This is a genomic window from Gordonibacter urolithinfaciens (assembly GCF_900199375.1).
GTDB lineage: Bacteria > Actinomycetota > Coriobacteriia > Coriobacteriales > Eggerthellaceae > Gordonibacter > Gordonibacter urolithinfaciens.
Genome location: NZ_LT900217.1, coordinates 1554877 through 1578776, shown reverse-complemented (window position 1 = coordinate 1578776; position 23900 = coordinate 1554877). Strand labels below are relative to the sequence as shown.

Annotated in this window: 19 protein-coding genes and 1 tRNA gene; 12 read left to right on the top strand and 8 right to left on the bottom strand. The window is 64.2% G+C overall.

Features of this window, described 5'->3' with window-relative positions:
• Nucleotides 1-132 precede the first annotated feature (132 nt).
• The 7 genes from BN3560_RS06820 to BN3560_RS06790 all read left to right on the top strand — a co-directional run bounded on the left by BN3560_RS06820 (nucleotide 133) and on the right by BN3560_RS06790 (nucleotide 10135).
• Nucleotides 133-1116, top strand: coding sequence for a diguanylate cyclase domain-containing protein (locus BN3560_RS06820; RefSeq protein WP_096227502.1), 984 nt, complete (start codon nucleotides 133-135; stop codon nucleotides 1114-1116).
• A gap of 302 nt (nucleotides 1117-1418) precedes the next feature.
• Nucleotides 1419-2660 (top strand): phenylacetate--CoA ligase family protein, encoded by a 1242-nt coding sequence (locus tag BN3560_RS06815; protein WP_096227501.1) that lies wholly within the window; start codon nucleotides 1419-1421, stop codon nucleotides 2658-2660.
• Nucleotides 2661-3176: 516 nt separating this feature from the next.
• Nucleotides 3177-3368, top strand: a complete 192-nt coding sequence (locus BN3560_RS06810) for a hypothetical protein (protein ID WP_096227500.1) — start codon at nucleotides 3177-3179, stop codon at nucleotides 3366-3368.
• A 243-nt stretch (nucleotides 3369-3611) separates the two neighbouring features.
• Nucleotides 3612-5150, top strand: coding sequence for a sodium:solute symporter family protein (locus BN3560_RS06805; RefSeq protein ID WP_096227499.1), 1539 nt, complete (start codon nucleotides 3612-3614; stop codon nucleotides 5148-5150).
• Between the two features lie 389 nt (nucleotides 5151-5539).
• Nucleotides 5540-6991 carry an ATP-binding protein gene (locus tag BN3560_RS06800; RefSeq protein WP_161959432.1) on the top strand — a complete coding sequence of 484 codons (1452 nt, stop codon included), beginning with the start codon at nucleotides 5540-5542 and terminating at the stop codon, nucleotides 6989-6991.
• 258 nt (nucleotides 6992-7249) lie between these two features.
• Complete coding sequence (locus BN3560_RS06795; protein WP_231897357.1) at nucleotides 7250-8293, top strand: YdcF family protein; 1044 nt, start codon at nucleotides 7250-7252, stop codon at nucleotides 8291-8293.
• A 183-nt stretch (nucleotides 8294-8476) separates the two neighbouring features.
• On the top strand, nucleotides 8477-10135 hold the full coding sequence (locus BN3560_RS06790; RefSeq protein WP_096227496.1) for a Na+/H+ antiporter NhaC family protein: 1659 nt from the start codon (nucleotides 8477-8479) through the stop codon (nucleotides 10133-10135).
• A gap of 143 nt (nucleotides 10136-10278) precedes the next feature.
• Here BN3560_RS06790 and BN3560_RS06785 read toward each other — a convergent pair whose 3' ends face one another.
• A complete protein-coding gene (locus BN3560_RS06785; RefSeq protein WP_231897419.1) occupies nucleotides 10279-10965 on the bottom strand; it encodes a 5-formyltetrahydrofolate cyclo-ligase in 687 nt (228 codons plus the stop codon).
• Between the two features lie 368 nt (nucleotides 10966-11333).
• On the opposite strand from BN3560_RS06785, the gene BN3560_RS06780 reads away from it, so the two are divergent.
• Nucleotides 11334-11807 (top strand): RrF2 family transcriptional regulator, encoded by a 474-nt coding sequence (locus BN3560_RS06780; RefSeq protein WP_096227495.1) that lies wholly within the window; start codon nucleotides 11334-11336, stop codon nucleotides 11805-11807.
• 158 nt (nucleotides 11808-11965) lie between these two features.
• On the opposite strand, the gene BN3560_RS06775 is transcribed toward BN3560_RS06780, so the two are convergent.
• The 6 genes from BN3560_RS06775 to BN3560_RS06755 all read right to left on the bottom strand — a co-directional run bounded on the left by BN3560_RS06775 (nucleotide 11966) and on the right by BN3560_RS06755 (nucleotide 18041).
• On the bottom strand, nucleotides 11966-13291 hold the full coding sequence (locus tag BN3560_RS06775; protein ID WP_406565868.1) for an Nramp family divalent metal transporter: 1326 nt from the start codon (nucleotides 13289-13291) through the stop codon (nucleotides 11966-11968).
• 66 nt (nucleotides 13292-13357) lie between these two features.
• Nucleotides 13358-14710, bottom strand: a complete 1353-nt coding sequence (locus tag BN3560_RS06770) for a magnesium transporter (RefSeq protein WP_087191196.1) — start codon at nucleotides 14708-14710, stop codon at nucleotides 13358-13360.
• Between the two features lie 182 nt (nucleotides 14711-14892).
• Nucleotides 14893-14969, bottom strand: a tRNA-Arg gene (locus tag BN3560_RS06765).
• A 192-nt stretch (nucleotides 14970-15161) separates the two neighbouring features.
• Nucleotides 15162-15329: a hypothetical protein gene (locus tag BN3560_RS14330; RefSeq protein WP_154270079.1), complete on the bottom strand. Its 168-nt coding sequence runs from the start codon at nucleotides 15327-15329 to the stop codon at nucleotides 15162-15164.
• Nucleotides 15330-15550: 221 nt separating this feature from the next.
• The gene (locus tag BN3560_RS06760) at nucleotides 15551-16444 is read right to left on the bottom strand and encodes an ATP-binding cassette domain-containing protein (protein WP_096227493.1); all 894 of its coding nucleotides are present in this window, start codon (nucleotides 16442-16444) and stop codon (nucleotides 15551-15553) included.
• A gap of 1 nt (nucleotide 16445) precedes the next feature.
• Nucleotides 16446-18041 (bottom strand): ABC transporter permease/substrate-binding protein, encoded by a 1596-nt coding sequence (locus tag BN3560_RS06755; protein WP_096227492.1) that lies wholly within the window; start codon nucleotides 18039-18041, stop codon nucleotides 16446-16448.
• A 374-nt stretch (nucleotides 18042-18415) separates the two neighbouring features.
• Here BN3560_RS06755 and BN3560_RS06750 point away from each other — a divergent pair, with 374 nt between their 5' ends.
• A complete protein-coding gene (locus BN3560_RS06750; protein WP_096227491.1) occupies nucleotides 18416-19765 on the top strand; it encodes a citrate/2-methylcitrate synthase in 1350 nt (449 codons plus the stop codon).
• A 176-nt stretch (nucleotides 19766-19941) separates the two neighbouring features.
• Nucleotides 19942-20391, top strand: coding sequence for a MarR family winged helix-turn-helix transcriptional regulator (locus BN3560_RS06745; protein ID WP_096227490.1), 450 nt, complete (start codon nucleotides 19942-19944; stop codon nucleotides 20389-20391).
• A 321-nt stretch (nucleotides 20392-20712) separates the two neighbouring features.
• Here the strand turns inward: BN3560_RS06745 and BN3560_RS06740 are convergent, their stop codons facing one another.
• Nucleotides 20713-21528 carry a molecular chaperone TorD family protein gene (locus BN3560_RS06740; RefSeq protein WP_096227489.1) on the bottom strand — a complete coding sequence of 272 codons (816 nt, stop codon included), beginning with the start codon at nucleotides 21526-21528 and terminating at the stop codon, nucleotides 20713-20715.
• Between the two features lie 184 nt (nucleotides 21529-21712).
• On the opposite strand from BN3560_RS06740, the gene BN3560_RS06735 reads away from it, so the two are divergent.
• Together BN3560_RS06735 and BN3560_RS06730 are read left to right on the top strand one after the other, a co-directional pair.
• Entirely contained in the window at nucleotides 21713-22852 is a 1140-nt protein-coding gene (locus tag BN3560_RS06735; RefSeq protein ID WP_123649812.1) for a hypothetical protein, read from the top strand.
• On the top strand, nucleotides 22849-23874 hold the full coding sequence (locus BN3560_RS06730; RefSeq protein WP_161959433.1) for a molybdopterin-dependent oxidoreductase: 1026 nt from the start codon (nucleotides 22849-22851) through the stop codon (nucleotides 23872-23874). Before BN3560_RS06735 ends, BN3560_RS06730 begins: the two co-directional genes overlap by 4 nt.
• Nucleotides 23875-23900 lie beyond the last annotated feature (26 nt).

Genomic DNA, 23900 nt, shown 5'->3' with positions numbered 1-23900 from the left:
TCGGCCGCGCCTTCGTCTTGCGACTTTCCGGCCACCTCCCATGCAAATGAGCAGGGGGGTAGCGTATACCCTGTTATACTGAACGGTGAAGCAGGAGCGGCATGCCGAATCCGAACCGGAACGAGGGACGACATGGATGAGACGATGGGGCGTGCATGGCTTGACGAGGCCGTCGAGCTGACCAAGGCACTCTGGCACGCCTACCTCTTGGAGCCCACCGAAGAGGGCGTCCATTTCATCTTCGACTCGCTCTTCCAAAGCGATTTCTCGCTCATCGGCACGGGCAAGCACGAGATGTACCCCAGCCTTCCGGCGTTCATGGCCGGCCTCGAGCGCGACCAGGAAGAGGCCCAGGACATAACCTTCGAGATACTCGACGACTACTACGAGGCCCGTCCGCTCGACGAGCGTTGCTGCATCGTGTTCGGCACGCTGTGGGTGCGCGAGAAACCCAGCAAGCCCAAGCCGCTGCTTGTGGAGATGGACACGCGCTTCAGCATGGTGTTCCGCCGCGAGGGCGACCGTTGGCTCCTTGCCCACCTGCACCATTCGACGCCCAACGTCGATCAGCGCCGCGACGAGTACTACCCCAAGACCGTGACGGAGCAGGCGAACGCCGCGCTCGCGTACTCCAAGACGCTCGAGCGCCGCGCAGAGATGGATTCAATGACCGGCCTGTTCAACCACGTTGCCTTCGAAGGTTACGTGAGCGAGGCCCTGGCGCGCGGCAGCGCGGACAGCACGTTCTTCATGATCGACCTGGACGACTTCAAGTTGGTGAACGACACGCTCGGGCACCCCGAGGGAGATCGCGTCATCGTGGAGTTCGCCGACGTGCTCTCCGACGTGTTCGCACGGGATGCGTACGTGGGGCGCATGGGCGGTGACGAGTTCGCCGCGTTCACCGAGTGCCCGCTCACGGCCGCGCAGGCCGAGGCGAAGGCGCGCACGCTCATCGAGCGCTGGACGGAGCGGTCGGACGGGCGCGTGAAGCTGGGCTGCTCCATCGGCCTGGCGTCCGTCGCGCGCGGCCAGTCGTTCCACGACCTGTACCACGCCGCCGACAAGGCGCTCTACGCCAGCAAGCGCAACGGCAAGGGGCGCTTCAGCTGGTAGGGCAGAGTAGCGGTGATTGCTCTGGGGCGAAGCGCGGAGGCGCTGTGGAGGCGCTGCGCTCCATGCGCCTCGCCTGGTGCTTGCAAGCCGCTGCGCGGTACGCCTCGTCCTCGTGCGAAAAAACGGCTTTGCTTTCCGCGGCCGTTCGCCTAGAATACCAAGCATGGTAATCGCGAACGACATCGTCTTCCTCCCAGCCGTGGTTTCGGCTGGTCGATGGCTCTAGCTTCAAGACTCGCCGTGGGCGAGCTTGAAGCGACCCCTGCAACCCCGCCAGCCATCCAACGAAACGAGGATCTCCCATGCAGCTGACCACCGACCAGTTCGCGCTCGTCAAGGAGCAGTTCAAGACTCTGAAAGCACGTTCGCCGTTCTATGCCATGAAGTTCGAGGGCATCGACCTCGCCGACGTGCAATCCCAGGAAGATTTCGAGAAGCTGCCGTTCTCCGAGAAGGACGATCTGCGCCGCGTGTACCCGCTGGGCCTGCAGGCCGTGCCCGATGAGGAGGTCGTGCGCATCCACTCGTCGTCCGGCACCACGGGCACGCCGGTCATCGTGCCTTACACGCAGCAGGACGTGACGGACTGGGCCATCCAGTTCGCGCGCTGCTACGAGACGGCGGGCATCACGAACACCGACCGCATCCAGATCACCCCCGGCTACGGCCTGTGGACGGCCGGCATCGGCTTCCAGCTGGGCGCCGAGCACCTGGGCGCCATGGCCATTCCCATGGGACCCGGCAACACCGAGAAGCAGCTGCGCATGATGCAGGACTTGAAGTCCACCGTGCTCTGCGCCACCAGCTCCTACGCGCTGCTGCTGGCCGAGGAGATCGCCGAGCGCGGCATCCGCGACAAGCTCTGCCTGCGCAAGGGCGTCATCGGCTCCGAGCGCTGGGGCGACAAGATGCGCGCCCGCATCGCCGGCGAGCTGGGCGTGGAGATCTACGACATCTACGGTCTGACCGAGGTGTACGGCCCCGGCATCGGCATCTCGTGCGACGCGCACCATGGCATGCACGTGTGGGACGATTACGTGTACGTGGAGATCGTCGACCCTGCGACGGGCTTGCCCGTGCCTGACGGCGAGGTGGGCGAGCTTGTGCTGACCACGCTGCGCAAGCAGGGCGCGCCGCTCATCCGCTACCGCACGCACGACCTCACGCGCATCATCCCCGGCGACTGCACGTGCGGCTTCGGACATCGCCACCCGCGCATCGATACGCTCACCGGCCGCACCGACGACATGTTCAAGGTGAAGGGCTGCAACATCTTCCCTGCGCAGGTGGAGGAGGTCATCGCCGCCACCGACGGCACGAGCTCGGAGTACCAGGTGATGATCGAGAACATCAGCGGCAAGGACGTGCTCACCGTGCTGTTCGAGACCCCGCTCGACGGCGAGGCGAAGACCCGCGCCGAGGAGGAGCTGGCGCTTATCTTCAAGGCGAAGTGCGGCTGCACCCCCGACGCGAAGGGCGTCCCCATGGGCGAGCTGCCCCGTTCGGAGAAGAAGACCAAGCGCATCTTCGACAGCCGGTACTAGTTCCGTTTGCCTACGGCAAACGGAACCAGCCGATGCTGCGGGCGGCTGCGGTACCCGATCTTCGCGCGATCGCAGAAGATCGGGTACCAAAGTACGCGTCGCCTTCGCGATCTCACGAACCTCGGGCACCTCAGCCGCCCTCGCTGACTTACTACGCCAACCTGCGCGGCCGTTATGCGGCCTCCGGCCGCATGGCCGGGGCGCTGCGCCCCGGCCAACCAACCGCGCGGCCGTTTTCGCGCCTGCGGCGCGAAGGCCGCCCTGCGGGCGGCCGGCGGCGGCTCTCCCGTGGTTTTCGCGCCTGCCGGCGCGAAAGGGCGCTCTGGCAAGCGCCCTGCTCAACCTGCGAGCCCGTTATGCGGCCTCCGGCCGCATGGGCGGATCGCTGCGCTTCCGCCCGATCAACCTGTGCGCTCCGTATGCTTCACGTGAAACATACGTTCGCTAGCGGGAGAAACGAGGCGGTCTGCTCACTTTTTCGCTGACCGAAGCGCTCCACTGTGATAAAGTATGCGCATGCATTCCGCGAAGGGACATATCGTCGTTGACGAGCGCTGGCGTTTCGAGCTGGCCGTCGCGGCCGTGTGTCGCGCCTTCGCTCCGCGTGCTTCCGAATGCCTCTCGCCGTCTGCCTTGCAGCGCACGGTCGCACAGCAGGATGACGGAACCTACCGCGCCATCTCCTATTATTCCTATCGATACCTCTAGCACATGGGTTTGCCCGTGGTGCTGCGACGTGTCGAACTCCGGCATGAAGCGCCCCGCAGCCGGCAAAGTCATGTGCGCCACCGCGCGGGCCTGTTCTTCGCGTGACGTTTCATGTGAAACATTTGTTCTTAAATCGCAGGACATTGAGACGAGTGTTTCACGTGAAACACGCGGGGGAGAGGGCTCGGATTACTCGAGCAAGCGCTGCCGCCAGGCAGCGCGCGATACGATGGGAATACTCCAATGATCGAAAAGATATGCATGGTGCTCATTTTCGTGGGCGTGGCGGTGGGCGTGGGCATATACTGCCGACGCCACACCGGCACTGTCGACGGCTTCATTCTGGGCGGCCGCAACGTGGGGCCGTGGCTCTCCGCGTTCGCGTTCGGCACGAGCTACTTCTCCGCTGTCATCTTCGTGGGATACGCCGGTCAGTTCGGCTGGAAGTACGGCATAGCGGCCACGTGGATCGGCATCGGCAACGCCATCCTCGGCAGCTTGCTGGCCTGGTGGGTGCTCGGCCCGCGCACACGCGAGATGACGCACCGGCTGGGCGCGTCCACGATGCCCGAGTTCTTCGGCGCGCGCTTCCAGTCGAAGGGCTTGCGCATCGCGGCCGCGGCCATCATCTTCGTGTTCCTCATCCCGTACACGGCCAGCGTCTACAACGGCCTGTCGCGTCTGTTCGGCATGGCGTTCGGGCTGCCCTACGAGTGGTGCGTCATCGGCATGGCCGTTATCACCTGCATCTACGTGGTGCTGGGCGGCTACATGGCCACCGTCATGAACGACTTCATCCAGGGCATCGTCATGCTGCTGGGCATCGTGGCGGTCATCGTGGCCGTGCTGGTGAACAACGGCGGCTTCACCGAGGCCATCACCACGCTCTCACTCATCCCAGCCGAGGGGTCCGAGATGGCCGGCCCGTTCGTGAGCTTCTTCGGGCCGAACCTGCCTGACCTCATCGGCGTCATCATTCTCACCAGCCTGGGCACGTGGGGCCTGCCGCAGATGGTGCAGAAGTTCTACGCCATCAAGAGCGGCCCGGCTATCAAGCAGGGCGCCATCATCTCCACGGTGTTCGCCATGATCGTGGCCGGCGGAAGCTACTTCCTAGGTGGGTTCGGCCGCCTGTACGGCGGGCAGGTGGAGATGACGGCCGTCGGCACGCCGGTGTACGATTCCATCATCCCCACCATGCTGTCCACGCTGCCCGACCTGCTCATCGGCATCGTGATCGTGCTGGTGCTGAGCGCATCCATGTCCACGCTGTCGTCGCTCGTGCTCACGTCGTCGTCCACGCTCACGCTCGACCTCATCAAGGACAACCTTGTGAAGAACATGAGCGAGAAGAAGCAGCTGTCGTACATGCGCGTGCTGTTGGTGGTGTTCATCGTGATCTCGGCGGTGCTGGCGCTCGTGCAGTACAACTCGTCCATCACGTTCATCGCGCAGCTCATGTCCATCAGCTGGGGCGCGCTGGCCGGTTCGTTCTTGGGCCCGTTTTTCTGGGGGCTGTTCTCCAAGCGCATCTCGCGGCCGGCCGTGTGGGCCAGCTTCATCGTGGGCGTGGGCCTGACCACGGGGAACATGATCGCCGGGTTCGTGGGCACGGCGTTCATCGCCAGCCCCATCAATTGCGGCGCCATCGCCATGGTGCTGTCGCTGGTCATCGTTCCGGTGGTGAGCCTGTTCACGAAGCGCGTGGACTTCGAGGTGGATCCGCCGCGCGTGGAGGGCGCTATCGACCGCGAGTACGAGCAGGAGCTGGAAGCGGAATAGGGCTGTGCGGCCGCCCCGCGCGAGGGACGGCAGGCACGCTCCCAGTGCGGGTATGCTCGGGCTGGGAGCGCGGCCGCGCCGTCTCATTCGTCTGTCGCACGAATGGATGCTTCATGAGAAACATCCGTTCGGCGGGCACGTAGCGGAAGCGCCCGCGGACGTCGCGGGCAGTGGTCGGCGTTTTTTCATTTGCTCGCCATTTGCTTTTCTGGGAGCGCTCGATGCCTTGCGCCGAGCGCTCCGAGGTCGATTCGCCTCCCGCAGCGCTTCTGACCAGGAGCGCTGCGGTCCTTTTCGCCCCAAATCCGCCCCGAATCTCATTTGCTCGCCGTTTGCTTTTCATTTGCTTCGTTGCTATGCTAGCGTTCAAAATGGAGCGAAGGAGCACTATGCAGAATATCGGAGCCTTGATTGAGAATCTTCGGAAACTTCCCAATGAAACGGAATACGTGGAATTCAAGAGAGACTTCACCGAGCCGGAGAAAGAGGCCAAGGATATTTGCGCTCTTGCTAACGCGGCAGCCGCTCATGACGCTTCGGCAGCCTACAAGATTTGGGGCATTGATGATGCCACTCATGAAATCGTCGGCACCTCTTTCAATCCGAAATCTCGCAAGAAGGGCAACCAAGAGCTCGAAATGTGGCTTCGGCAGCATTTGAGCGCGAACGCTCATTTTGAATTCATCGAGCACGAGCATCGAGGGCTCGATGTCGTTGTTCTCAAGATATGGCCCGCTTACCATCAGCCGGTGCAATATGACAACATCGTGTATGTTCGCACGGGCAGCTGCACCCAAAAACTCACGCACGGCTCAACTCGAGAGTCGGAGTTGTGGAAGAAAATCCAGCAAGAGGTTTTCGAGGATCAAATCGCGATCGAGGATGTCGCCGAGAAAGATGTGCCCGATCTTCTCGATGTGGACGCTTATTTCAGGTTAACAGGAACAACGCGGCCTGAGCAAATTGAAACGGTCATTCACTATTTTCTTGAGGAAGGCATGCTCCTTCGTCAAGACAACGGCTTGCTGTCGATAACGAACCTAGGGGTGTTGCTGTTCGCGAAGACCTTGGACTTGTTCCCGACGGTGCGTCGTAAAGCCGTTCGCGTGATGCTGTACAGCGGCCGTGGTCGAATAGACCTGATGAAAGAACGGGTGTTTAATCAAGGCTACGCAGTAAGCATGGAGTCTCTATACGATTACGTAATGGAGCTCGTTCCTGCGAAGGAGGATATCAGAGGTGCATTGCGAACGACGGTGACAGCGTATCCGTCTATTGCAGTCAGAGAGCTCATTTCCAACGCCCTTATTCACCAAGATTTCACGGTGACGGGCGCAGCTCCCCTTATCGAGTTTTTCGACCATCGTGTCGAGTTCACGAATCCGGGCAGCCCTCTTGTCGATGTGGACAGAATCGTGAACGATCCACCGAGGTCGAGAAACGAAAAGCTGGCAGCCCTCATGCGCCGGCTCCATATGTGCGAGGAAGCGGGGAGCGGCTGGGATAAGATCATCAGCGCTTGCGAGCATTTTCGCATGCCGGCTCCGAAGATTGAGATTCGTGAAGAGAGGAGCATGCGCGTTTCGCTGCGACAGGCTGTAGCTTACAAGGATCTAAGTCCGCAAGAGCGTTTGGATGCCTGCTATTGGCACTCGTGCATCTGCTATGCGCAAGGTGATTTCGCAACGAATCAGAGCCTGAGAGATCGTTTCGGTTTGAAATCGTCGAATGCTTCGCAAATTTCTCGTCTCATCAAAGAGGCGATCGATAGAAATCTCATCAAACCGGTCGATCCCGATACTTCGTTTCGCTACATGAAGTACGAGCCCTCTTGGGCCTAGGAAAGTTCATTTGCTCGCCATTTGCTTTTCTGGGAGCGCTCGATGCCTTTCGCCGAGCGCTCCGAGGTCGATTCGCCTCTCGCAGCGCTTCTGACCAGGAGCGCTGCGGTCCTTTTCGCCCCAAATCCGCCCCGAATCTCATTTGCTCGCCATTTGCTCAGCACGCCGCGTTAACGCGTGCCTCACATGAAGCACGCGGCCGGCCGCTCCAAAAGGAACAATTCGGTGACGGCGGGGCGTCGAACGCTATACTATCCGATGACCGTACCCATCCTCCCGAACCCCGTCGGAAGCCAGTCTATGTTCTTCACGCTGCTCCTCATATACTTTCCCGCGCTGGTGTTCGGGTTCCTGTTCATAAAAAACTACCGCAAGGAGCCGCGCCAGTTCCGCAACGCTTTGTACTTCCTGCTGTTGTGCCTGTTCGCGCTCTATGGCTTGTCCATCCAGTTCGAGCTGCCGTGGCTCGTGCTCATCGGGTTCGCCGCTATCCCCTTCGGCACGGTGGCGCTTGTCGTGTTTCTAACGGCGAACACGTTCGTGGTGGTGAGGCGCGAGGGGCTCAGCTTGTCGCATTTGCTGCCGGGGCTCCTAGCGCTCGGTATCGTGACGGCTTGCGTAGGCGGGCCGGTTCTCCTGCTTGTGCAGGCACCCCCGTTGCTTTTGGCGCTGTATCTGCTCGTGCTGATGGAGGGCTCGTACGTGGCGTTCACGTTTGCGGCGCTGCTGCTGTACTCGTGGCTGTACCGACGGCTGCCGAAGCGCCGCGACTACGACTACATCGTCGTGCACGGCGCGGGCCTGTCGGGAACGAAGCCCACGCCGCTGCTGGCCGCGCGCCTCGACAAGGCCGTCGAGCTCTGGGAGGCCGACGGGCGCCGCGCGATCATCATCGCGTCGGGCGGCCAAGGCGCCGACGAGGCCGTGTCGGAAGCGGAGGCCATGCGCACGTACCTCGTCGAGGAGCGCGGCGTGCCTGCCGACGCCATCATCGAGGAGGACCGTTCGACCACCACGATGGAGAACCTGCGCAACTCCAAGGCCATCATGGACGCGCGGTCGGGCGCGGGCGCGTACCGCGCCGCCGTGGTGACCAGCGATTACCACGTGTTCCGCACCGCCGAGTACGCGCACAAGATCGGGCTCGCCGCCGACGGCGTGGGCAGCAAGATCGCGCGCTACTTCTGGCCCACCGCATTCATCCGCGAGTTCGTGGCCGTCAGCAACGCCCATCGCTGGCCGTTCGTGGCGATCTTCGTGCTCTGGCTTCCCTTCGCCGCCGTCGCGCTGCTCCAGCTCTAAGCATTCCAGCTGCGGCCACCCTCCTGGCCGCAAGCTGCAAGCGCGCGATCAACCGCTGTCCGTGCCGGCGCAAAAGCGGTATTCGCGCTGCTCGCGACGCTTCCGTATCGTATACTAGGGCGCATGACTCAAGCGCCGCACTCGTCGGCGCTGACGGATCCGATGCGACTGAAGGGGACGCATATGGAAGGCTTCGACCTTATCAGCACGGGCGTGTGGTCCATCATCCCGCCCATCCTGGCGCTGGCGCTGGCGCTCATCACGAAGGAGGTGTACTCCTCGCTCGCCATCGGCGTGTTCACCGGCATGGTTATCTACCAGTTCAGCCTGAACGGCGCCGGGTTCGAGCAGCTGGTGGATTCGTTCACCATGGTGCCGCAGATGATGGCCGAGCAGATAGCCGGCAACGGGGCGCTGCTCTTGTTCCTTGCGCTGTTGGGCGCGCTCGTAGTGGTCATTGCCGGCGCGGGTGGTTCGCGCGCGTACGGCGAGTGGGTGGCCACGCATATCAAGAACGCGAAGATGGCGCAGATCCTCACGGCGGTTCTCGGCATCATCATCTTCGTGGACGACTACTTCAACTGCCTCACGGTGGGCGCGGTCATGCGCCCCGTGACCGACCGCTTCAAGATCAGCCACGAGAAGCTCGCGTGGATCATCGACTCCACGGCCGCGCCCATCTGCATCATCGCGCCTGTGTCTTCGTGGGCCGTGGCCGTGGGCGGCTACCTGGGCGAGGGAGGCTTTACCACGTTCGTCCAGTCCATCCCGTACAACTTCTACGCGCTGCTCACCATCGTGTTCGTGTTCTTCATGTGCGCCACCAAGAAGGACTTCGGCCCCATGCGCGTGGCCAAGGCCGAGTTCCAAGACGAGGGCGCCAAGCAGGATATCCCCCCGAAGGACAGCGCGCTCGAGGCCATGGCGACCGTCGGCCTTTCCGACCGCGAGGCCGCCGACACGCTGCCGCCGTTCAACATGGAGACGGTGGTGGCCGAGCGCGACGAGTTGGACGAGGCGGCGCAGACGGCGGTGGAGGAGTTCAAGGGCATCGCCATCTCCGAGAAGGGTCGCGTGTTCGACCTCATCGTGCCCATCGTGGTGCTCATTATCTTCTCCATCTTGGGGATGCTGTACGCGGGCGGGTTCTTCAAGGGCGTCGACTTCGCCACCGCCGTGGGCGAGAATCCGGTGTTCGGCCTGTGCATAGGCGTGTGCGTTTCGCTCGTGGTGGCCGCTATCATGTTCCTGCCGCGCAAGCTCATGACGCTTTCCGGGTACATGGAGGGCATCTCCGAGGGCGTGCGCTCCATGGTGGGCGCCATCATGATCCTCGTGCTGGCGTGGAGCCTCGGCGGCACGTGCCGCTACCTGCTGGGTACGGGCGAGTTCGTGAGCGGTTTCCTGAACAGCATCGGCGTGGGGCTGGCTCTGTTGCCGGCCGTGATCTTCGTGGTGGCCGCGTTCATCGGGTTCGCCATGGGCACGTCGTGGGGCACCATCGCGCTCATCCTGCCCATCGTGATCGGCGTCTTCCCCGCCGACAACCCGCTGTTCCTGGTGGCCATCGGTGCCACGCTGGGCGGCGCGGTCTACGGCGACCACGTGTCGCCCATATCGGACACCACCATCCTGTCGTCGGCCGGTGCGCAGTGCAACCACCTGCGCCACGTGGCCACGCAGCTGCCGTACGCGTCGGTGGTGGCCGTGATCTGCCTGGTGGGCTATCTCATTGCCGGGTTCACGGGCAATCCTTGGATCTCGCTCGCCGTGGGCGCCGTGCTCATGGTGGCGGCCGTGCTGGTGCTGAACAAGTCCAGGTACGGGGCTTTGAAGGGCTAGCGCGCCTCTGCCGTTGCTTGTTTTGCCGGGCCGTGCGCCGCGAAGAGGCGCACGGCCTGTTATTTCAAAAACCCCGACTGGTTTGGTCGAAATGACGAAAAACCAGGAGGGTGGCATTCCGGCCGTTCGTGCATCCCCGCCGTCTACGCGTGGACGATGCGGGCAAGTGGGCGGTCGTGCGGTTCGCAGGGCACGGCCGGCACCCTTTGCTCGTCGAAGGCCACGCCCACGACCAGCGCGTCGTCCCGGAGAAGGGGGAGCAGGCGGTCGTAGTTGCCGCCGCCGTAGCCAAGCCGATTCCCCGCATCGTCGAAAGCTACGAGCGGCACCGCCACTGCATCGAGGTCGGCGGGCTCCGCTTCCTCGTAGCCTCCGTCGGACAGCGCGGCGCAGGGCAGACAGCGCAGCGGGCTGTCAAGGAATGCCGTGCGCGCCTGGTCGAGGCGCTCGCGGGGCACGCGGTAGAATGCCATGCGGCTTGGCCCCCGATCATCCGCCCCCGCGCGCACCATGCAGGGGAAGCACACGTCCCACCCGCGTGCGAAGGCGGCGTGAACGAACGCTTGCAGGTTCACCTCGCTGCGCATGGCGGCGTACACGGCAATGCATGGCGGGCGGCCGAAGTTCCGATATGTCCGAACTTCATGTGTCGGTCCCTGCTGGTTCGCTTCCGCGGAATCACCGGCGGGAGGGCATGTTCTGCCGGTGCCGGTGACCGGCGCGCAGGCTTCCTCAACCAATCGTTCAAGCGCGCGGCAAATCGTCGCGGACTTGTGCGCTCGCGTTTGCGCATCCAGTGCGTCGCGCCTTCCGAGCACGTCTGCGCGCATGTTTTTCTTCTCGTCCATGTCGCCAGTATAACACCGCGGCAACGCCGGTAATGGACGGCTGCATTCGATGGCCCAGATAGTTAACGATAGTCGATAACTGCAGGTCAAGATTGCGTAGACGTAACCGTTTCCATTCGATTTGCTATGCAATCGGCTCAATGACCTTGCTATAATCGTTCTGCATTCGGTACACTCGAATCGTCCCGGAACGCCCTGCTGGTCTTCGGAGCGTACATGTTTGAAAGACGCTGTTTTACGGCGTCTTTTGTGTTATTCGGGACATGTTTGAGCATTTAGCGTATATATATGAAAGTCGCTTATAGCAGGCATCTTAGCCTACCGAAAGCAGCGGCGAGTTAGGAGACATCGTGCAATTCAAGGCATCGACGGACTATGGCATGCGCGCCATCCTGTACCTGGCCGCACAGGGTACCACGTGCTCCTCCAAAGACATCGCGCAGGACATGTCCATACCGCGTGATTATCTCATCCAGCTGGCCCAGTTGCTGCGCAACGCGGGCCTCATCGAGGCGCGGCCGGGCAAGCACGGCGGCTATCGGCTGGCAAAGGAGCCGTCCGATATCACCGTGCTGCAGATCATGAAGGCGCTCGAGGAAGATGCGAAGGCCTCCACCCGCGCCAAGCGCTCGTCCCGCAAGGACGGAGCCATGGTGCAGGGCGTGAAGCAGACCTATCAGCTTATCGAGGAGAGCTTCGACGCCTACCTGGACAGCCTGACCATCGAGATGCTGCTCGAAAGCGTGAAGAACGGCGACAACCGCCGCCTCTTCCTGGCCGAGCGCCTCGAGGACGAGGGCAAGCGCCTCGCCGAGAACGCCTAGCGTCTGAAAGACGCGCCCCGTACGTCGGCCGTCTATGCCGCCTGCCGGCGTGCTCGGCGATATTCCGCTGCCCTGGGCTCCTTAGGCGCCCTGCGCAGCTTGCCGTTGCGGAAGGCCGCATCGGCCCCAGTGCCGATCGCCATCCCGGCCTCGCGCTCCTAGCCGATGCCCAGCATCTGCATGACCAGCAGCGCTGCCGTAAGCACGGTGACGATGCCCACGGTCAGCCAGATGAGCACGCGTGACACCGCGCGCGAGCGATACGCGCCCATCACGCGCTTGTCGGCCGAGATGATGGCCATGAATACCAGCAGCACCGGCAAGATGAGGCCGTTCACGAACTGCGCCGTGAGCATGACCCCCATGAGGTCGATTCCCGGGATGAGCACCACGATGGCCGAGAACGCAATCACGAACGTGAAGATGCTCTTGAACAGCGGCGCCTCCCTCCACTTGAACGACACGCCCGCCTCCCAGCCGAACGCCTCGCAGATCACGAACGACGTGGTAAGCGGCAGCACGCACGCTGCCAAGAACGATGCGGCTATGAGTCCGATGGCGAACAGCGCCTCGGCGTAGTGTCCCGCGAACGGCGCCAGGGCCGATGCGGCGTCGGCGGCCGATTCTATCTCGATGCCCTGCGGGAACAGCACGGCGCCCGTGGTCACGATGATGAACCACGCCACGAGGCACGCGGCGATAGTGCCGGCGATCACGTCCACCTTTTGCGAGAAGAAGTCCTTCACGCCCACGCCCTTCTCCACCACGTTGCTCTGGGCGAAGAACATCATCCACGGAGCGATGGTGGTGCCGATCATGGCGATGACGAGCGAGACGAAGCTCGTGTCGCTTACCACGTGCGGCACTACGGTGCTGACCAGCGCATTGTCCCAGTCAGGCTGCGCCATGAACGCAGCCACGATGTACGTGACGAACACGAGCGACAGCACGAGGAACACCTTCTCCACCCGCTTGTAGCTGCCGCCCACCACCAAGAGCCATACGGCCACGGCGGCCACCGGAACGGCCAGGTACTTCGACACGCCGAACATCTCCATGCCGCTGGCGATGCCGGCGAACTCCGAGAACGTGGTGGCCACGTTGCCGATGAGCAGCGCCAGCATGGCCAGCGCGGTCAGGCGAATGCCGAAACGCTCGCGGATGAGCGCTGCGAAGCCCTTGCCCGTGACGGCGCCCATGCGGGCAGCCGTCATCTGCACCACGATGAGCAGCACGCACATGATGGGTATGACCCAGAGCGTCGCGTAGCCGAACTTCGCACCTACGGTGGAGTACGTGGAAATGCCGCCTGCGTCGTTGCCGGCCATGGCCGTGACCACGCCGGGACCGAGCGCGGCCAGCAGCAGCCACAGCTTGCTCGGCTTCTTCTCGGCGGGCATTTGGGCGGGATCGGCGCCCCCCTCCGCGGCATCGGCGGGCACGGCGCGCGCAGGCGCCTTGCCCTCGCCTCCGGCCTTCGTCATCTTGAAGCTGCCCCATTCGCGCTGCGCGCGGGCCGGGCGCTCCTCCCGGTTCCTCACCATCATGGCCTACCTCCCGGCGTAGCCGATGACCTGCAGCAGCACCAGCGTGTACAGTCCCAGGAACAGCAGGGAGGCCAGCACGATACCCACCGCCTTGAGGGCCGTGGCCTTCGTCTTGTCGCCGCTCACGTCCTCTTCGATGGCATCCCAGGCGTCGTCGACGGTGACGATGCCCAGCAGCATGTTGTGCTCGTCCACCACGGGCATGGCGGGAAGCTCGTACTTGAAGATGTCGGCCGCCACGTCCTCCTCCGTCTCGTCGGGCGGTACGGAGATCACGTCCTCGTACATGACGTCGCCCACGGGCCTCGCGTCGTCGGTGAGCACGAGGGTGCGCAGGCTGAGAACGCCCTCGAACTCGTCGTACTCGTCGAGCACGTAGACGTAGTGAACGGTGGGGTGGTCCTCGGGAAGCTCGCGCAGCACCTCGATGACCTCGCCGACCGTGTCGGTGGCGTGCACTGACACGAACTGCGTGGTCATCATGCCGCCGGCCGTGCCGTCCTTGTAGCCCAGCAGGCGGCGGATCTCGGTGGCGTCCTCCACGCCCATCAGGCGCAGCAGCGTCTCGGCCTTCTCGTAGGACAGGTCGCGCACGATGTCGGCCGCGTCGTCCGGGTCCATGCTGCCCAGCAGGCCGGCGGCACGGGCGTCGTCCAAGTCCTCGATGAAGTCGGCCTGGTACTCGTCCTCCATCTCGGAGATGGCCTCGGTGGCCTGGGCGTCGTCCAAGTGCTGGAACACGTTGGCACGCTGCTGGGGGTCAAGCTGCTCCAAGATGTCGGCCACGTCGGCGGGATGCAGCTCGTCCAGGCGCTTGTGCGTCACGGACAGCTGCACCTCGGACAGGTCGCGGTCGAGCAGGTCCATGTAGTTCCAGGCGATGATCTGCTCGTCGATGCGCTTGCCGAATACCTTCGCCACGGCCACCACGGCGCGCTCGAGCCACGGCGCCAGGCCGCGCAGGATGCCGCGCGCCCCCACCTCGGCGCCCAGCAGGCGCAGCTGCGTGCCCGAGATGGAGAGCTTCAGGTCGTTCACGCGCACGACCTTCATGCCCTGCGTGTCCACGATCTGGCGATTCAGAAGGTCGCGCGCCAGCAGGATCTCCTCGGGCTGCAGATAGCTGAAGCGGATGTCGTGGGCCGGCACGGACAGCCTGATGCCGTCCTCGTCGAACTCCTCGACGTACTTGCGCCACGAGATCATGAACGGGACCTTGCCCGGCCCCTGGAAGGCCAGGCTGGTGATGCGGGGGAACACCTCGCCGGTGGAGATGGCCAGGTCGGAGATCGTGCCGATCTTCTCGCCGGTCGCATCGACGACGGGCTTTCCCATCATTTGAGAGAGATAGAGCATGTGAATTCCCTTACGTGTTTGCTCGCAGGCAGTCGTCCTTCGACCGCCGACGTAAGGGAATCGAAGGAGGACTACTTACTGTGAGGTTTCGATTTTCGAACCTTCAACAAAGTCCCTTTCGCTCGACCAATAAAAAAACCGCACGTGCTGCTGCCAGTCGTTGCGGAATGAAAGTGCTGAAATGGTGCGCCGTGAGGGATTCGAACCCCCGACGTACTGATTCGTAGTCAGTCCCTCTATCCAGCTGAGGTAACGGCGCACGTCGAAACAGCAAAAGCTATTATGCCGGTAACCATCTTCTCTGTCAACGGCTATTTTTAAGAAGTTTGAGAAATATTTCCCGTGAAGCGTTGGTTGCGCGCAGCTTGCCGGTGCCCGAGCACCAAGCGCTGTCCGCATCGGGCGCACGCCTGATGCGGACAGCAGGAATGCAGAGGCGCGTCTTGGCTGCCTACTTGGCTTCCGACCAGTTCTCGATGATCTTGGCGGACTCCTTGTTGCCCACATCGATGACATCGATCTCGTCGGGCGTTTCGACGACTTCCAAGACCTCCTCGTTGCTGGGGATGACGATCTTTTCCTCGGAGCCGTTTTCCTCGGGCGTTTTCTTGTCGGACATGGTTTCTCCCATCTTTCGGACGAACGGTACGCTGGAACCAATCGTAAGGCGCCGACACGGCGAGCAAGCTCGGCATGGGCATCGTTTACGTGCGCGTAGCGGAATGTTTGGGGGCGTGACAAAGGGACGGGGATAATGTCACACTCTCGGGAGCCCTACTGCTTTCGAGCACAGCGGGGAGTGAGACATTATCCCCGTCCCTTTGTCACGCTCGTGCGGCCCTATCGCGCGTACACGCTCTGCTTGCGGGAGACCAGGCGGTCGACGAACTCGGTGGCGGGGCTGCGCAGGATCTCGCAGGGCGGCGCGAACTGCACGGCGCGGCCGGCTTCCATGACCAGCACCTTGTCGCCGAGGTCGAGCGCCTCGTCGATGTCGTGTGTCACGAACAGCACGGTGATGCCCGTCTGCCGGTGGATGCGCTTGATCTCGTCCTGCAGGCTGCTGCGGGTGATGGCGTCCACGGCGCTGAACGGCTCGTCGGCCAGCAGGATATCGGGGCTGGCTGCCAGCGCGCGGGCGATGCCGACGCGCTGCGCCTGACCGCCCGACAGCTCGGCGGGGTAGCGGTCCATGATGTCGCGCGGCAGCCCGATAATGTCCATCCACTTCTCCACGGCCGCCTCGGTGCGGCGGCGATCGCGCTTGTTCAGCAGCGTGGGCACGTATGCGATGTTCTGCTCCACGCTGAGGTGGGGGAACAGCACGCTGCCCTGGATGGCGTAGCCGACGGTGCGGCGCAGCTCGATGGGATCGACGCTCGACGTGGCCTGCCCGTGCACGAGCACCTCGCCCTCGTCGGGCATCACCAGCGCGTTCACCATTTTCAGCAACGTGGTCTTGCCGCAGCCCGAGCTGCCGATGATGGCGACCAAAGCGCCCTCTTCGATGGCGAGGTCCACGTCGTTCACGGCCACGGCGTCGCCGAAGCGCTTGGTCACGTGCTCGAACGCCACCGCGGGCGCGCACGTGTCGTCCTGGGCGGAGGCGGTACGGCATCGTCCGTCATTCCGAACGCCGTCAGCGGCTTCCCTCTTGTCGTCCCGAGCGGAGGCGGTGAGGCTGTCGGGGTCGAAGGATCCTGAGCGGCGCGTCTGCGCGGATGTTGTTTCCATGTTACATCAGCCCCTTCTCGGCCAAAAACGCATCGGCCACCGCTTTCGGTTCCTGCCCCTGCGTCTCAACGGCGTTGTTCATGCGCGCCATGTCGGTGTCGGTGATGGCTCCTTGCAACTTCAGCAGCTCGTCGCGCAGCTCGGGGTGCTTTTCCAGGGTGTCCTGGCGCACCACGTTGCCGCAGAGGTACGAGGGGTAGAAGTGCTGGTCGTCCTCGAGCACCACGAGGCGATCGTCAGCCACTTTGCCGTCGGTGGTGGATACGACGATGGCGTCCACCTTGTTCTCGAACAGCGCCTGGTACTTCAAGCTGATGTCCATGTCGCGCGTGCTGCCGAAGTCCATGCCGTAGGCAGCCTGCAAGCCGAGGTAGCCGTCCTGACGGTCGTAGAAGTCGGGCTCCGCGCCGAGCGCGAGCCCGCCCGCAACCTCCGCAAGGTCCGAGTATGTGCGAAGATCGTAGCGTTCGGCCACGTCCTTGCTCACGGCCAGGCCGTACGTGTTGTTGAAGCCGTACATCCCCACCCAGGTGAGGCCGAGCTGCGACTCGTATTCCTGCCGCATCGTGTCGAACATCGACTCGTCGTAGGTGTTCTCGTGCTTCAGCACGGCGTTCCAGCCTGTTCCGGTGTACTCGGGGTAGAGGTCGAAGTCGCCCTTCTCCATGCCGGGCTCGATGTTCGACGTACCGCCTCCCACGCCTTGCGTCAGCTCCACGGCGAGGTCGGTGTCGTGCTCGATCAGCGTGTTCAGCATCTCGCCCAAGATGTACTGCTCGGTCATGGGCTTCGTCGCGATGTTCACCACGTTGTCGCCGCCGCCGCGATTCGCGAACGCGAAGGCCCCGCCCGCGATCAGCACCACGGCCGTGCCCGCGGCCACGACGGCACCCGTGCGCCGACGAAAGTCCTGGCCCGCTTCCTTCTGCGTTCCGGTGCGCTTGCGACGGTGCGCGCTCGACGGCTCGAGGTGGCGGCGCGTCGACTTCTCGGCCAGCCCCAGCAGCAGGTCAACGACGATGGCCAGCAGCGCGATCAGCACGCTGCCCGCCAACGTCATGGCCTCGTTGCCTGTCGTGATGCCGCGGTAGATGGCCACGCCCAGGCCGCCCGCGCCGATGAAGCTGGCGATGCCGGCCAGCGCGATGGTCATGGTGGCCATGTTGCGGATGCCGCTCATGATGATGGGCGCGGCCAGCGGCAGCTCGATGCGGTAGAGCAGCTGGCGGTCGGTGGAGCCCATGCCGCGCGCCGCCTCGATGATGGCGGGGTCGATGGTGGTGAGGCCGGTGTAGGTGTTGCGCACCATCGGCAGCAGCGCGTACACGGTGAGCGCCACGATGGCCGTGAGGTCGCCGATGCCCGTGACGGGGATGAGGAAGCCGAACAGTGCGATGGACGGGATGGTGTACACGAAGTTCACCAGCGCGAGCACCGGTTTCGCGCCGCGCCGCCACTGGGCGATGGCAATGCCCAGCGACAACCCGATGAGGACCGCCAGCGCAATGGATATGAACGAGATGCCTATATGCTGAAGGAACAGGTCGAAAAACCAAGCGCGCTTCTCGATGAGCAGCTGGAACAGGGATGAGAGCATGGACGCCTCGTTTTCACTGGATGGGCACCGTGTCGTACCGGCTATTTTAGCGCTCCGCCCCTTGAGCCATCGCCCGCCCTGCCGTCCGCATACGAACCGTCATTTGCCCGTCACCGCCGCTCCGTGCGCGCATCCGCCATTTCCGGTCGGATGGCGGCGCGCCCTCCTCCGCTCCGCTGACCTTCCACATGAAGATTCCCTCTGTTATTCGCCGGAAAGTGCTGTGAAGGCGTATCCCAAGGCTTTATCATACTAAAGCACGAACGGACGACCATCCGATTTCCCCGCCATTCGCTTCGCATTGCGCCCGGTCTCGCCGGGTCTCGGGCAATGCACGGCGGGAGCGGGGCCGTCCATGACGCAGGGAGGTTTGCATGCAAGAAGAAGAGAAGAAGATCGCTCTCTACGAGAATTTCAAGACCATCAACTCCATCGACCCCGCCTACTACGAGCAGTACGACGTGAAGCGCGGCCTGCGCAACGCGGACGGCACCGGCGTGGTGGCCGGCCTCACGAACATCGCGAACGTGCACGGCTACGTGGTGTCGGACAACGAGAAGATCGCCGACGAGGGCCATCTTCGCTACCGCGGCTACGACGTGTACGACCTCTTGGGCGACCAGTCCGCCGAGCACCGCTTCAACTTCGAGGAGGTGTCGTACCTGCTGCTCATGGGCGAGCTGCCCACGCGCGAGCAGCTCGACCGCTTCATCGAGGTCCTCGACGGCCAGCGCGAGCTGCCCGACGGGTTCACCGCGTCTATGATCATGCGCGACACGCCGCCCGATATCATGAACGTGCTGGCACGCACCATCCTCTTGCTGTACGCCTACGATCCCGACGCGGAGGATCGCTCGGCCCACCATGAGATCCACACCGCCATCTCGCTCATCTCGCGCCTGCCGCGCATCATGGTGCTCACGTACTATGCCAAGCGGGCCCGCTACAACAACGAGTCCATGATCATGCACCGCTTCATACCCGGCCAGTCCACGGCCGAGACCATCCTTTCCATGCTGCGTCCCGACCGCCAGTTCACGCCGGAGGAGGCGCGCATGCTCGACGTCATGCTGTGCCTGCACGCCGAGCACGGCGGCGGCAACAACTCCACGTTCACCACGCGCGTGCTGACCTCGTCCGACACCGACCCGTACTCCACGTATGCCGGCGCCATCGGCTCACTGAAGGGCTGGAAGCACGGCGGCGCGAACCACCAGGTGCTGGCCATGCAGCAGGAGATCAAGGAGAACGTGGCCGACTGGTCAGACGAGGGCCAGGTGGCCGACTACCTGGCGAAGATCGTGCGCAAGGAGGCCTTCGACAAAACGGGCCTCGTGTACGGCATGGGCCACGCGGTGTACACGAAGAGCGACCCGCGCGCCATCATCTGCAAGCAGTTCGCCGAGGGCCTTGCCGTGGGCACGGAGTTCGAGGCCGAGTTCAATCTGCTGAAGTCCATCGAGCGACTGGCCCCCGAGGTCATCCTGCGCGAGAAGGGCACGGCCAAGGATATGTGCGCGAACATCGACATGTACTCCGGCTTCGTGTACTCCATGATGGGCATCCCCGAGGATTTGTTCACCCCGCTGTTCGCCTGCGCCCGCATGTCCGGCTGGGCCGCCCACCGCTTCGAGGAGATAGTCTCCGGCAAGCGCATCATCCGTCCCGCCTACAAGTCCACCCGCAGCGGCAAGCGCGACTACGTGGCCATGGAAGAGCGGTAGGACAAGCCGCGCGGCCAACAAGGGAACGGATGCCTCATGCGAAGCATTCGCTACCGCAGGACCGGCAAGATCGGCGCTCGAAGGGTTTCGGCGCGGCATCGCTTCGGCGGTGCCGCGCCTTTGTTGTTTCTGTGGGTCGACGATTGATATATCAACGAACGTGCTAGCATGGGCGTATGAACACTCAAGACTCCATACCCGTGAATCTGGCGCAACGCCTTGTGTTCACGGTGAACCAGTATCAGGCGTATCTCTCGCGGCACCTCAAGGAGTACCGGATTGGGTCGTCGGAGTATCCCGTGCTCATCTACCTGGTGCATCGCGAGAGCGAAGGCGACGGCACGCTGAAGGTCAGCCAGAGCGACATCGCGCAGCGCCAGCACCGCGACCCGGCGCTCATCACGCGCGCCGCGCGCAGCCTTGCCGAAAAAGGGCTGATCACCGTGCATCCCGATCCCGAGAACCGCGCGCGCAACGTGCTGCGCCTCACGCCCGCGGGCCGCGAGGCGGCCGTCAAGGTGGAAGAGCTCGTTTCGGCATGGGAGGAGGAGGCCCAAGGCGGCCTCGACGAGCAAGAGCGCCGCCAGCTCGGCGACCTCCTCGCCCGCCTGGAGCTCCCGCGCTAAAGGGTGATCTGGGCGATCCGCCCGCCTCCTGCCGCCTGCCCGAAAACCCGCCGCGGCACGTGGCAAATTTCTCCCTGCTGCTTCAAATAATCGAACGAATATTCTGACCCTCCCTTTGACGCATAACCAACTGCAATGGTAAAAACTACCGAATTAGGAAAGATCGCACGGTCTGACTATATGAATATTTTTATTCACCAGGCATTTTGCAGGGAAGCACCCTCAGATTCGGCCGTAAAGCGGTCCTGATCTTCCGAATTCGGTAGTTTTTTATCAACGGGAGGCGCGCTGCGCGTCAAAGGGAGAATCAGAACGAATGTTTCACGTGAAACATTCGGGTTGGTTGCCGCGCGCAGAGCGGGCGGCGAGCGCTTCGAGCGCGGCCCTGCCGTACGCCGTGCGCGCGTGGGGAAGCGCGGCGGTGCAGAAGGCGGCGACCCAGGGGAGGTGCTCCTGCTCGAAGGATTGCCTCTGCTGCGCGTATGCGGCGGCTGCGGGACCGTCGCCCCGTGCGTATGCGGCCTCCTCGGCGCGGACCAGGCAGTCGAGGAAGGCCAGTTCGACTCCCAGATAGTCGTCGCGCTCGGCCGTGCCGTCGAATCGGACGCCGGCACGCCGGTAGCTGGCAGACACATCGCCCTCGACGGCACCTTCGCGATAGTACGCCTCGTAGGGGGGCAGCGGGCCGTCCTGGCTGACGCCGCGGCAGAGCCGCGTGCGGTCTGCGGCGACGGCCCGCTGCTCCTCGGCGAGCGCATCGGCGCCTTCCACCCCGCGCGCTACCAGATCCTCCACGCGCTTGCACCAAGCGGCAAGCCCGCTACGCCCGGCAGCATCCGCCTCCCCGGCTGCATCCGCCGCCCCGGTCGTGTCCGCCGCCCCGGCCGCGCATGCCGTTCCTGTCGCTTCTGCTGCAGCCGTGACGCCTACCGCGCCCACCGCCCCCGCCGTATCGGCAGCGCCCGTCGCGCCTGTCGCGCCCGCCGCTCCAGCTTCCTCGGCCTCGGTCGACTCCAGCAGCATCCGCGTGCGTTTCGCCAGATCGACGACGTAGGCTGTTCCCGGTACCTCTATCGGGTCCAGCAGCACGTGCGCGCCGTAGCCGTACCAGGCTGCCGCTTTCCGGGCGTCTTCCATCCCGCATCCCCTCGCTTCGCTCGTCCTTCGCTGGTGAAGAATATACGGTCATTGTCTTGACATGTCAACAGCCGGTTGCTAGGATTCACAAATGACAAGTCAATAGACATGTCAATAAGCATACCGGGTAATGGGAAGGAAGCCCGGTCTGCGCTTCCAGACGACCAAGAAGAAGGAGGGATTCATGGAAAGCGATCTGTCGAAGTCGGCCGCACAGGCGGCGACGGGAGAGCCGGGGGCTGCGATCGCGCCGCCGCCAAGGGCCGTGTGGGTCGCCGGCATCGTGCTGGCCGTGGTCGGCGCGGCGGCGTTCGCCGTGCAGATGGCGAACCAGAGCATGGCGGGAGGCTCGCACTACCCCTGGGGGTTCTACATCGCGCTGTTCTACGCTGCGGCCTCGGCCGGCGCGGGGCTGCTGATGGTTGCGGGCATCGCCCGTTGGGCGGGCGCCATTGGCGCGCGCGACATGGGCGTGCTCTACGCCGTCGCATGCGCCCTGTTCGTGGTGGCATCGGTGCTCATCGTGGTCGACCTGGGCAACCCGGCGGCCATCCTGCTGACGTACGCTTCGGCCAACCCGGCCTCGCCGGTGTTCTTCGACGCCATCGTGCTGCCGCTGTGCATCGCGTTCGCCGTTGCAGCCGCGCTGTTCGCCGGGAAGGGCGAGGCGGCGGGAAGGACGTTCGCCCTCGCGGGCGTCGTCGCGGGGCTTGCGCTGCTGGCGGTGGAGGCATGGCTGCTCACCACGTGCAGCGGCCGCGACGCGTGGGGCGTGCTGCTGGGCGCGGGCCCGGCGCTCATCCAGGCGGCGGCGCTCGGCATAGCCATCGTCGTGCTGTGCGGCCCCGCGCGCCGCGGATGGCGCGCGCTGCTGGCGGGAGCCGCGCTGGTCATGACGGCGTCGCTCGTGTTCGACGTGGTGCTGAACCAGGGCGATGGCACCGTGCTGGGAGCCCAGTTCGCCGCCATCGCCGCTTCGCCCTTGTTCTGGGCTGCGGCCGTCATGGGTCTCGCCGCCGTCGTACTGCTGGCGCTGCCGGCCGCCTCGGCCCTCGTCGCACGGGTGGCCGCGGCATGCGCCGTCGCCGCCGTGCCGCTGTTCAAGCTGGCCATCTTCCAGGCGACCCAGTCCGTCGTGCCCCTCGCCGAGCTCGAGGCCGCCGGTGCGGCGCCGTTCGACGCGATGGAACTTGTCGTGTTCGCGGGCGCCGTGGGCGTGGGGACCCTCGTGTACGCGGCGGCCCTGCGCATTCTCGCCGCCCGTTCCACCGCCGCCGCCAATCCGGCTGCGGCCGCCAACGCAAAGGAGGTGCAGGCGTCATGACGCTCACACGCCGCACGTTTTTCAAGGGCGCCGCAGCGGCGGGGGCCGCCGCTATGCTGGGCGCCGAGGCTGCCGGTGCCAGCCCCTGGTTCTCGCCGCTCGCGCCCGAGCAGGCGCACGCCGCCCCCGTCGAGGAGTGGAAGCCGGCCACGTGCCCGGCCTGCCACAACCCCATCTGCGGCACGCAGGTGAAAGTGGTCGACGGCGTGGCCGTGGAGATCAAGGGCGACCCGAATTCGCCTACGAACCAGGGCAGGCTCTGCCCGCGCGGCCTGTCGGTTCTGGGCGGGCTGTACCACCCGTACCGCGTGAAGAAGCCGCTCAAGCGAACGAACCCGGAGAAGGGCCTCGACGTCGACCCCGGCTGGGTGGAGATCAGCTGGGACGAGGCCCTGCAGATCACCACCGAGAAGCTGAAAGCCTGTCTGGAGAAGGACCCGCGCACGCTGTTCACCCAGACGGGCTTCGGCAACGAGGACTCGTTCAAGCGCCTGATATTCGAGAGCGCCTTCGGCACGCCGAACGGCCTGACCACCTCCGGCCCGCTGTGCGCCGACCACTTCGGCCCCATGTGCACCAAGGGCACGAAGGTCGACCGCGCCGACACCGAGCGCTGCAACTGCCTGGTTATCATGGGCCGCTCCGTGGGTGACGAGTGGGGGCTCGCGCACCGCAACACCAAGGAGTACGTCGATTCGGTCGCGCGCGGCATGAAGATCGTCTGCGTGAACCCGCGCAAGACCAACGCGGCGCAAACCGGCGAATGGGTGCCCATCGTGCCCGGCACCGACGTGGCCATGTGCTGGGCGCTGGTGAACGTGATGCTGTACGAGCGCCAAGACGTCGACGAGCACTTCCTCAAGGTGCGCACGAATGCGCCGTACCTCATAGAGGACGTGTCCGAGGAGCTCAAGGGCACGAAGGTGTGCTTCCAGGACTATGCGCGCGACGAGGCCACGGGCAAGCCGCTCGTGTGGGACGAGGGGGCAGCCGCGGCGGTTCCGTTCCACGTCGTCGGGTGAGACGTACGCCCTGTTCGGAGAGTACG

Excerpts from the sequence above, each read along its gene's own strand:
- BN3560_RS06820 (WP_096227502.1), top strand. The coding sequence starts at position 133 with ATGGATGAGACGATGGGGCGTGCATGGCTTGACGAGGCCGTCGAGCTG.
- BN3560_RS06815 (WP_096227501.1), top strand. The coding sequence starts at position 1,419 with ATGCAGCTGACCACCGACCAGTTCGCGCTCGTCAAGGAGCAGTTCAAG.
- BN3560_RS06810 (WP_096227500.1), top strand. The coding sequence starts at position 3,177 with ATGCATTCCGCGAAGGGACATATCGTCGTTGACGAGCGCTGGCGTTTC.
- BN3560_RS06805 (WP_096227499.1), top strand. The coding sequence starts at position 3,612 with ATGATCGAAAAGATATGCATGGTGCTCATTTTCGTGGGCGTGGCGGTG.
- BN3560_RS06800 (WP_161959432.1), top strand. The coding sequence starts at position 5,540 with ATGCAGAATATCGGAGCCTTGATTGAGAATCTTCGGAAACTTCCCAAT.
- BN3560_RS06795 (WP_231897357.1), top strand. The coding sequence starts at position 7,250 with ATGACCGTACCCATCCTCCCGAACCCCGTCGGAAGCCAGTCTATGTTC.
- BN3560_RS06790 (WP_096227496.1), top strand. The coding sequence starts at position 8,477 with ATGGAAGGCTTCGACCTTATCAGCACGGGCGTGTGGTCCATCATCCCG.
- BN3560_RS06785 (WP_231897419.1), bottom strand. The coding sequence starts at position 10,965 with ATGCGCGCAGACGTGCTCGGAAGGCGCGACGCACTGGATGCGCAAACG.
- BN3560_RS06775 (WP_406565868.1), bottom strand. The coding sequence starts at position 13,291 with ATGACGAAGGCCGGAGGCGAGGGCAAGGCGCCTGCGCGCGCCGTGCCC.
- BN3560_RS06770 (WP_087191196.1), bottom strand. The coding sequence starts at position 14,710 with ATGCTCTATCTCTCTCAAATGATGGGAAAGCCCGTCGTCGATGCGACC.
- BN3560_RS14330 (WP_154270079.1), bottom strand. The coding sequence starts at position 15,329 with ATGTCCGACAAGAAAACGCCCGAGGAAAACGGCTCCGAGGAAAAGATC.
- BN3560_RS06760 (WP_096227493.1), bottom strand. The coding sequence starts at position 16,444 with ATGGAAACAACATCCGCGCAGACGCGCCGCTCAGGATCCTTCGACCCC.
- BN3560_RS06755 (WP_096227492.1), bottom strand. The coding sequence starts at position 18,041 with ATGCTCTCATCCCTGTTCCAGCTGCTCATCGAGAAGCGCGCTTGGTTT.
- BN3560_RS06750 (WP_096227491.1), top strand. The coding sequence starts at position 18,416 with ATGCAAGAAGAAGAGAAGAAGATCGCTCTCTACGAGAATTTCAAGACC.
- BN3560_RS06745 (WP_096227490.1), top strand. The coding sequence starts at position 19,942 with ATGAACACTCAAGACTCCATACCCGTGAATCTGGCGCAACGCCTTGTG.
- BN3560_RS06740 (WP_096227489.1), bottom strand. The coding sequence starts at position 21,528 with ATGGAAGACGCCCGGAAAGCGGCAGCCTGGTACGGCTACGGCGCGCAC.
- BN3560_RS06735 (WP_123649812.1), top strand. The coding sequence starts at position 21,713 with ATGGAAAGCGATCTGTCGAAGTCGGCCGCACAGGCGGCGACGGGAGAG.
- BN3560_RS06730 (WP_161959433.1), top strand. The coding sequence starts at position 22,849 with ATGACGCTCACACGCCGCACGTTTTTCAAGGGCGCCGCAGCGGCGGGG.